Origin of the sequence: Streptomyces sp. NPDC057543 (assembly GCF_042801895.1) — a bacterium.
Lineage (GTDB): Bacteria > Actinomycetota > Actinomycetes > Streptomycetales > Streptomycetaceae > Streptomyces.
Genome location: NZ_JBHVFF010000399.1, coordinates 1 through 5,977 on the forward strand (window position 1 = coordinate 1; position 5,977 = coordinate 5,977).

The 5,977-nt window shown below is 70.7% G+C and carries 7 protein-coding genes and 1 pseudogene; 3 read left to right on the forward strand and 5 right to left on the reverse strand.

What is annotated here, in order from left to right; genetic code table 11:
• Positions 1-31: 31 nt before the first annotated feature.
• From ACFU8Q_RS38120 to ACFU8Q_RS38135, 4 genes are all read right to left on the reverse strand, one after another.
• Entirely contained in the window at positions 32-907 is an 876-nt protein-coding gene (locus ACFU8Q_RS38120; protein WP_384463750.1) for an alpha/beta fold hydrolase, read from the reverse strand.
• Between the two features lie 220 nt (positions 908-1,127).
• On the reverse strand, positions 1,128-1,712 hold the full coding sequence (locus ACFU8Q_RS38125) for a hypothetical protein (protein ID WP_384463752.1): 585 nt from the start codon (positions 1,710-1,712) through the stop codon (positions 1,128-1,130).
• 57 nt (positions 1,713-1,769) lie between these two features.
• The gene (locus ACFU8Q_RS38130) at positions 1,770-1,976 is read right to left on the reverse strand and encodes a DUF397 domain-containing protein (RefSeq protein ID WP_384463755.1); all 207 of its coding nucleotides are present in this window, start codon (positions 1,974-1,976) and stop codon (positions 1,770-1,772) included.
• A complete protein-coding gene (locus ACFU8Q_RS38135) occupies positions 1,973-2,818 on the reverse strand; it encodes a helix-turn-helix domain-containing protein (protein ID WP_384463758.1) in 846 nt (281 codons plus the stop codon). The genes ACFU8Q_RS38130 and ACFU8Q_RS38135 overlap by 4 nt, the downstream gene beginning before the upstream one ends.
• Positions 2,819-3,069: 251 nt before the next feature.
• Between ACFU8Q_RS38135 and ACFU8Q_RS38140 the strand changes: the two genes are divergently transcribed.
• Both ACFU8Q_RS38140 and ACFU8Q_RS38145 read left to right on the forward strand, forming a co-directional pair.
• Positions 3,070-3,510, forward strand: a complete 441-nt coding sequence (locus ACFU8Q_RS38140; RefSeq protein ID WP_384463761.1) for an ATP-binding protein — start codon at positions 3,070-3,072, stop codon at positions 3,508-3,510.
• A 308-nt stretch (positions 3,511-3,818) separates the two neighbouring features.
• Positions 3,819-4,010 (forward strand): annotated as a pseudogene (locus tag ACFU8Q_RS38145) (translocation protein TolB); the annotation flags it as partial.
• 244 nt (positions 4,011-4,254) lie between these two features.
• Here the strand turns inward: ACFU8Q_RS38145 and ACFU8Q_RS38150 are convergent.
• Positions 4,255-4,905: an alpha/beta hydrolase gene (locus tag ACFU8Q_RS38150; RefSeq protein WP_384463764.1), complete on the reverse strand. Its 651-nt coding sequence runs from the start codon at positions 4,903-4,905 to the stop codon at positions 4,255-4,257.
• Positions 4,906-5,131: 226 nt separating this feature from the next.
• Here ACFU8Q_RS38150 and ACFU8Q_RS38155 point away from each other — a divergent pair, with 226 nt between their 5' ends.
• Positions 5,132-5,683, forward strand: a complete 552-nt coding sequence (locus tag ACFU8Q_RS38155) for a DoxX family protein (RefSeq protein WP_384463767.1) — start codon at positions 5,132-5,134, stop codon at positions 5,681-5,683.
• The last annotated feature ends 294 nt before the right edge of the window (positions 5,684-5,977 follow it).

A 5,977-nucleotide genomic window follows, 5' to 3' on the forward strand; every position in this document is an offset into this window, starting at 1 on the left:
CCGGACGCTCCCCCGTCTCCGGGCCCGAACCTCAGCAGGTCACGGGTTCCAGCAGCCAGTTGAGGATGCTGGGCAGGGCGTGCAGCGCGTCGAAGTGCGCGGCCGCCGGTTCCACCACGACAGTGGAGTTCGGGATGCGCCCGGCCAGCCAGCGGGAGTGGCCCACCGGTGTGAACACATCCTTCTCGCCGTGCCAGAGCATCACCGGACCCGTGATATCCGCGGGGTCGAATCCCCAAGGGCTGCAGAACGCGATCGCGTCGTCGATCCAGCCCCATGCCGATGTGCGCAGCCCCTCACGGTAGTTGCGCAGCAGCATGGTGCGGACCCCGGCGTCGTTGACCACGACCCGGTCCGATTCGGTCAGCTCCCGGCGCAGATCGTCGATGAGCCTGACCGGGTTCTTCCTGATCACCGCGGACCGTGAGATGAACGACTCCGCGAGCCCGTCCGGATCGGCCGCGGCGGTGGAGTACGCCTGCACGTTGGAGGCGGCCATGCCCTCGAACCAGTCGAGGCCGTCGGCATCCCGGGGGGCCAGCCCGACGAGCGCGGCGGTACGGGTGACCCGTTCGGGCATCAGCGCGGCGCAGGCCAGGGCATGCGGGGCGCCTCCGGAGCGGCCCACCACGGCGAACCGCTCCAGCCCGAGATGGTCCGCGATGGCCCGAACGTCCTGGACGGCATCGGCGACACAGCGGCCCGGCAGCCGGTCGGATTCGCCGTAGCCCGGCCGGTCGTAGGTGATCAGGTGGGTCTTGCGCTGGTACAGCACCATGCCGCGCGGGGCCGGACCGAGCCTGCTGCCGGGCATTCCGTGGAGCAGGAAGACCGGTCTGCCGCGGGGATCCCCGAGATGCTCCACGACCAGATGCCGCCCATCCGTTGCGCGCACCCGACTACGCACTCCGTGCCTCCTCCGTGTGGTGCGGGCACCACGTGCCCGGCTTTTCCCCGCCCGCTTCGATGATGGCTCATCAGAGCACTTACCGGGACGGCGCGTTGGGAAACGGTGGGGGGCCTTCGGGGAGCGCGGCCGTTCTTCCGGCCTGTATCGGGTACGGGGTACTGGACGCGGATGCGACGTCGGCCAGGGCCTGTCCGGCCGTGATCCGCCGGACAGGGCCCTAGCTGTTGCGCGCGGTTGCGAGACCGCCGGCGGCAAGCCGGTCGCCGACATCGTTCACCAAGTCCTTGCCCAGGTCGCCCGCCCGTTTCAGCAGTCTCTCGAAGTCGGTGAGGCGGCGGAAGGTGTCGGCGTAGGCAGCCTGCTCATGCAGGGGGAGCTGGAGCACCTGGAGCCTTCTGACGTCGACGCGGGACGAGCTGGAGGCGTGCGTGCCGGCCTGGCGTCCATTGGCCGGTGCACGAAGGCAACCCGCGAGGAAATGGGCGTCCGGCATCGCCCGGTCCACGCGCAGGGCGTACAGCTGGGGGCCCAGGGCGATCGGCGGTCCTTCGTGGACCCATGCCCGGAACGCGCGAACGACCCCGGCTACCACGACGTCGCCCTCTTCGGCCACGGCCTGGGCGGCGCCGGGCGGCAGCAGCCTGCTCGGGGTGCCATCCATCAGCAGGTCGGGGACGGTGAGCAGCGGCGTACCGGAATCACCGGGTGATGCGGCGTCCGAGGGCTGCTGGCCCGCGTGCAGGGTGAGGGCCGTAATTCCGATCTCGTTCTGAGCCTTCTGCATGACTACGGGCTCGTCCACACCACCACAATTGATGCGGACGGAGCCCGTTGTTCCGTTCAGGATGCCTTGTCGGGACTACCCGCGAGCGAGCGTCACGAACGCCGCCCACTCGCCCCGCCCGACCCGCAGCACCGGTCCGCCATCGGCGATCTTCGAGTCCCGTACGTACACCGCACCGGGGCCGGCGGCCACCTCTACGCAGTCGCCGCCGTCCGATCCGCTGTAGCTGCTCTTGAACCAGCGCAGCTCGTCAACGTTGTCGGTTACCTGCTCCATGCTCATGTCTCTCCCACCAGCCGTTCGATGAGCCGCGCAGACGCCTCGACGTTCAGGGCCTGCGATCGCAGCTTGCCATACCGCAACCCGAAGGAGCTGACCTCTGCCGGATCACCGACGACGCACCCGACACCCTGCGACTCGAAGTAGCCGAGGTGCCGGAGTTCCTTCGTCTGGACCGTCACGAAGGGCCCGTTCTTCCCAGGGTGGAACCCCTGCCCGGCAGGCATGACCTGAACCTCGATATTGCGCAACGTTCCCACCCTCAGGAGGTGTTGCCACTGCGCGCGCATCACCTCGCTGCAGCCCACCGGGTCGCGCAACGCCTCCTCCCCGATGATGAACGACAGCTCCGCCAGCGGGTCCCGTGTCAGCAGCTTCTGCCTGCTCAGCCGCGCTTCCGTGTGCTGGTCGATGATGTCCTCGCTGAACGGCGGGCAGTGGCCGCCGAACACGGCCCGTGCGTACGCCTCCGTCTGCAACAGGCCCGGCACCAGCAGCGGGTCGTAGGAGAAGCGGCTCAGCACCTCCGCCTCGATGAGCGCGAAGTTGCGGAAGAACTGCGGAAGCTTCGCCCGGTCCACATCGGCCTGGAGCACTTCCAGCACCCCTCCCGCGGCCAGCACCCGGTCCGCCGCGACGGTGAACGCCTCCTTCGCGGGGCGTCGCCCCTGCTCGACGGAGGCGACCTGTTCCAGGGAGTAGCCGATGGCTTCTCCGAGCGCCTGCTGATTCAACGCGGCCCGCTTGCGCAGGTGCTGGAGGAGTTTGCCGTAGGCCACCCATACCCCCGGCAGGTCGCTGTCCTCCTTCGTCCTCGTCGCCCGGCTGTTCCGCGTGTCCCGCATGGCGCTCACCGCTCCCTCCGTCACCGTTCCCGCCGCCCCGACAGCCAGCCGATAGCGTCTCTCGACCCCACTACGGCTGGGCAAGGTTCAACGGGTGGGCCATTTCCCGGGACACGGTCCCCGCGCCGTACGGCACCCGTACAGGACCCGTACAACTCAGGACGGCGCCTCTCCGTCCCCCTCGTACGACCGATGTCCCGTACGGCCGTCGCACCTGGTCAGCGACATACACGGCATCCCACGATGGCGCCGTGAAGCCACAGGAAAGCACCCATGAACCACGTCCCCCGGCCCACGAGTTGGCCCTCCGCCTCAGCAGCACCCCACGTGGCGCCCGGCTGGCCCGTACCCTCGCGGTCCAGCAGCTCACCGAGTGGTGCGGCAGCCCGTACGACTCCGAGACTGTTCGAACCGTCGCGCTCGTCACCGCCGAGCTGGCTGCCAACGCCATCACACACGGGCGCCTCCCCGGACGCGACTTCGGGCTGACGCTCCTCCTTCTGCCCCACGCCGTTCGTATCGAGGTGACCGACACCCGTCCGGAGTGCCCGCCGCCCATCCCGGCAGCGGGACCCGTGTCCGCCGACGCGGCATCGGGCCGCGGTCTGCTGCTCGTCGAGGCGTACGCGGACCGTTGGGGCTGCACCGTCCGCGACGCGTACACCAAAACGGTCTGGGCGGAGGTGCGTTGATGGAGGCCACTGGGGCCGCGCCCCGAACGGGGCGGTGGGCGCAAGCGGCCTGTCGCCGCGTCTCGGCGACCAGGGGCAGTGTGCCGGGGAACTGCTCTGCACGGGCGACGAGTTCGCGCAGGTCGTCGGGGGTCGGTTCACGGCCGTTCTTGGGATGCGGCTTCAGCGACACGGGTGGCATGCGCTCATCATCTTCGGATGTCTTGGTGTTCACACCCTGTCAATTCTTCACTCCTACCTTCCGGAAGCGTGCGACCCCAGCCGCCGACCGGCGGCTGGCAAGTCACCACCTCCCCCTGGAGTGACACGTGGAACGTCGCAATTTCCTTCGTGGAGCGGTCATCGGCGGTTCGGTCGCGGCCTTCGGCGGAACCCTGATGCACGGCGCCGCCTACGCGGCCCCGGCTCAGCCCGGTTCCGGACCCTACGGGGCGCTGGGTGTCGCGGACGCCAACGGCATACAGCTGCCTGCCGGGTTCACCAGCAGGGTCATCGACCGGTGCCATGCGGCAGGGTGTTGCCGTGCCGCATGGCGATTACCGGGCCCGCCTCTTGCCGCGTGATCGTGCTCTCCGAGCCGGCGGCAGGGGGCGAGGTGACCGAGGAGTTCGCGGCGGCCCGGAAGGAGCTGCTGGACTGCGGTCTGATTGCCTCGACGCGCCGGCGCCGACACTCGTCGCCGACCTGATCTCCGAGCTCCGGTCGCGCCGGCGGTCCCGGGGCGGTGATGCGCCCCGCCAGGCATCACTGCCGGGCCGCGGCACTCCAGGCGCCCTGCAAGAAGTCCGAGGCATCCGCCAGTTCCGGCAGCGCGATGCCGTGTCCGAGCCCCGGATAGCGGCGTTCCGCAAGGCGGGCGCCCGACTTCTCACGCAGCCATTCACCCGTCCTGGCCACGAGGTCGGCGGGGATCACCGGATCCGCGTCGTCCCGCCCCCAGAAGACCGGCACCCCGGCCAGGCGTCCCGGCTCCTCCGGCAGGCCCGCGTCCCACGGCAGCGTGCCGGACAGGAACACGGCGGCGGCGAACCGCTCCGGGCGAGCGAGCAGCAGACCGCCCGCCATCGCCATGCCGCCCGAGAAGCCGAGAAGCGAGACCGAGGTGTGCTCCGCGGCCTCGACGTCGAGCCAGTCGAACAGCCAGTCGGCGGTCGCGGCGATGGAGTCGGGCAACGGGCGCCCGATGCCCCGGTTGGCGAACCACGCGTATCCAGCACCCTCAGCCAGCGGGGCGCGCACGAAGGCCGTGGTGGCGCCCGGCGGCAGATGCGGCGTGAGCTGCGCGAACGACGTTTCGTCCGCGCCCCGCCCGTGCAGGGCGACGACCAGCGGCGTGCCGGGCCTGCAGGCGGGCTCGACGGACCAGCGCACGGTGGGGGCGACGGTGTACGGCATAGCGGCGACTCCTGGTGCACGCACGGGACTGGGTGGCAGCCGACCGCTGTGCACGAGCAGGGAGCCGAAGCGGCGCTGCGGTCCGGCCGACCGTGCCGTCGACCCTACACGAAGTGCTTGAAAGTTGAAGCAAAGGTCTTCGTGGGTTACCTTGAAGATTCAAGTTAATGCGGCGCGGCCCAGCGTCGCGCGGCCCCTGCCATCCGCCCCACGAGGAGGCCCTCCCTTGACCACTCCTGCCACCACCTTGTCCCGCCCCGTCGCTGCGCCCGAGAAGGCCCCGGCCGCTCCCGCCCGCGCCTATGACATCGGCCTGCTCGTTCTGCGCCTCGCCCTCGGCCTGACCATGGCCGCGCACGGCGCCCAGAAGCTGTTCGGCTGGTTCGGTGGGGGCGGCATCGACGGCACCGGGCAGTTCTTCGCCGCCTCCGGCTACCCCTCGCCGAGGGCGTTCGCCGTCGTGGCCGGTCTCAGCGAGACCCTCGGCGGGCTCGGCCTCGTGCTCGGCCTGCTCACTCCGCTCGCCGCCGCGGCCGTCGCGGGCACGCTTGTCAACGCGATCTCCGTCAAGTGGGGCGGCGGCTTCTTCGCCCCGGAGGGCGTCGAGTACGAGATCCTCATCGCTCTGACCGCGGTGGCGCTCGCCCTGACCGGCCCCGGCCGGATCGCCGTGGACCGACTGCTGCCCTGGCTGCGCTCGCACCGGGTCGCCTACGGCGTCGCCGCGATCGTGCTCGGTGCCGTCGTGGCCGGCGTCACGCTGCTGCTGCGTCACTGAGGCAGGACTCCCGCCCCTCCGTGTCGCACGTTTCCCGTGCCCCGGTGGCGGTGATCGTGGTCTGCATGCTGGGGAGCTGTGACTCGACCTCGTCTCGCGGACGAGCGCGTACAACTGGTCGATGATGCCTGCCTGGGCGGCGCGGCCGAAGGAGCCCCCGAGCGCCGCCGCGCGCCGGAAGAGCCGAAGGGCCGTGCACGGCGGCGGCCGCACGGTGGTCCGGGCCGCCCGGAGATGAGCCTGTCCGGGCCGATGGCATTGCCCAGCGGTGGGCACAGACCTTCGGGCGGGTGG

Bases quoted from the DNA above. Each gene is read 5' to 3' on its own strand.
- ACFU8Q_RS38130 (WP_384463755.1), bottom strand. From the start codon at position 1,976: ATGAGCATGGAGCAGGTAACCGACAACGTTGACGAGCTGCGCTGGTTC.
- ACFU8Q_RS38135 (WP_384463758.1), bottom strand. From the start codon at position 2,818: ATGCGGGACACGCGGAACAGCCGGGCGACGAGGACGAAGGAGGACAGC.
- ACFU8Q_RS38150 (WP_384463764.1), bottom strand. From the start codon at position 4,905: ATGCCGTACACCGTCGCCCCCACCGTGCGCTGGTCCGTCGAGCCCGCC.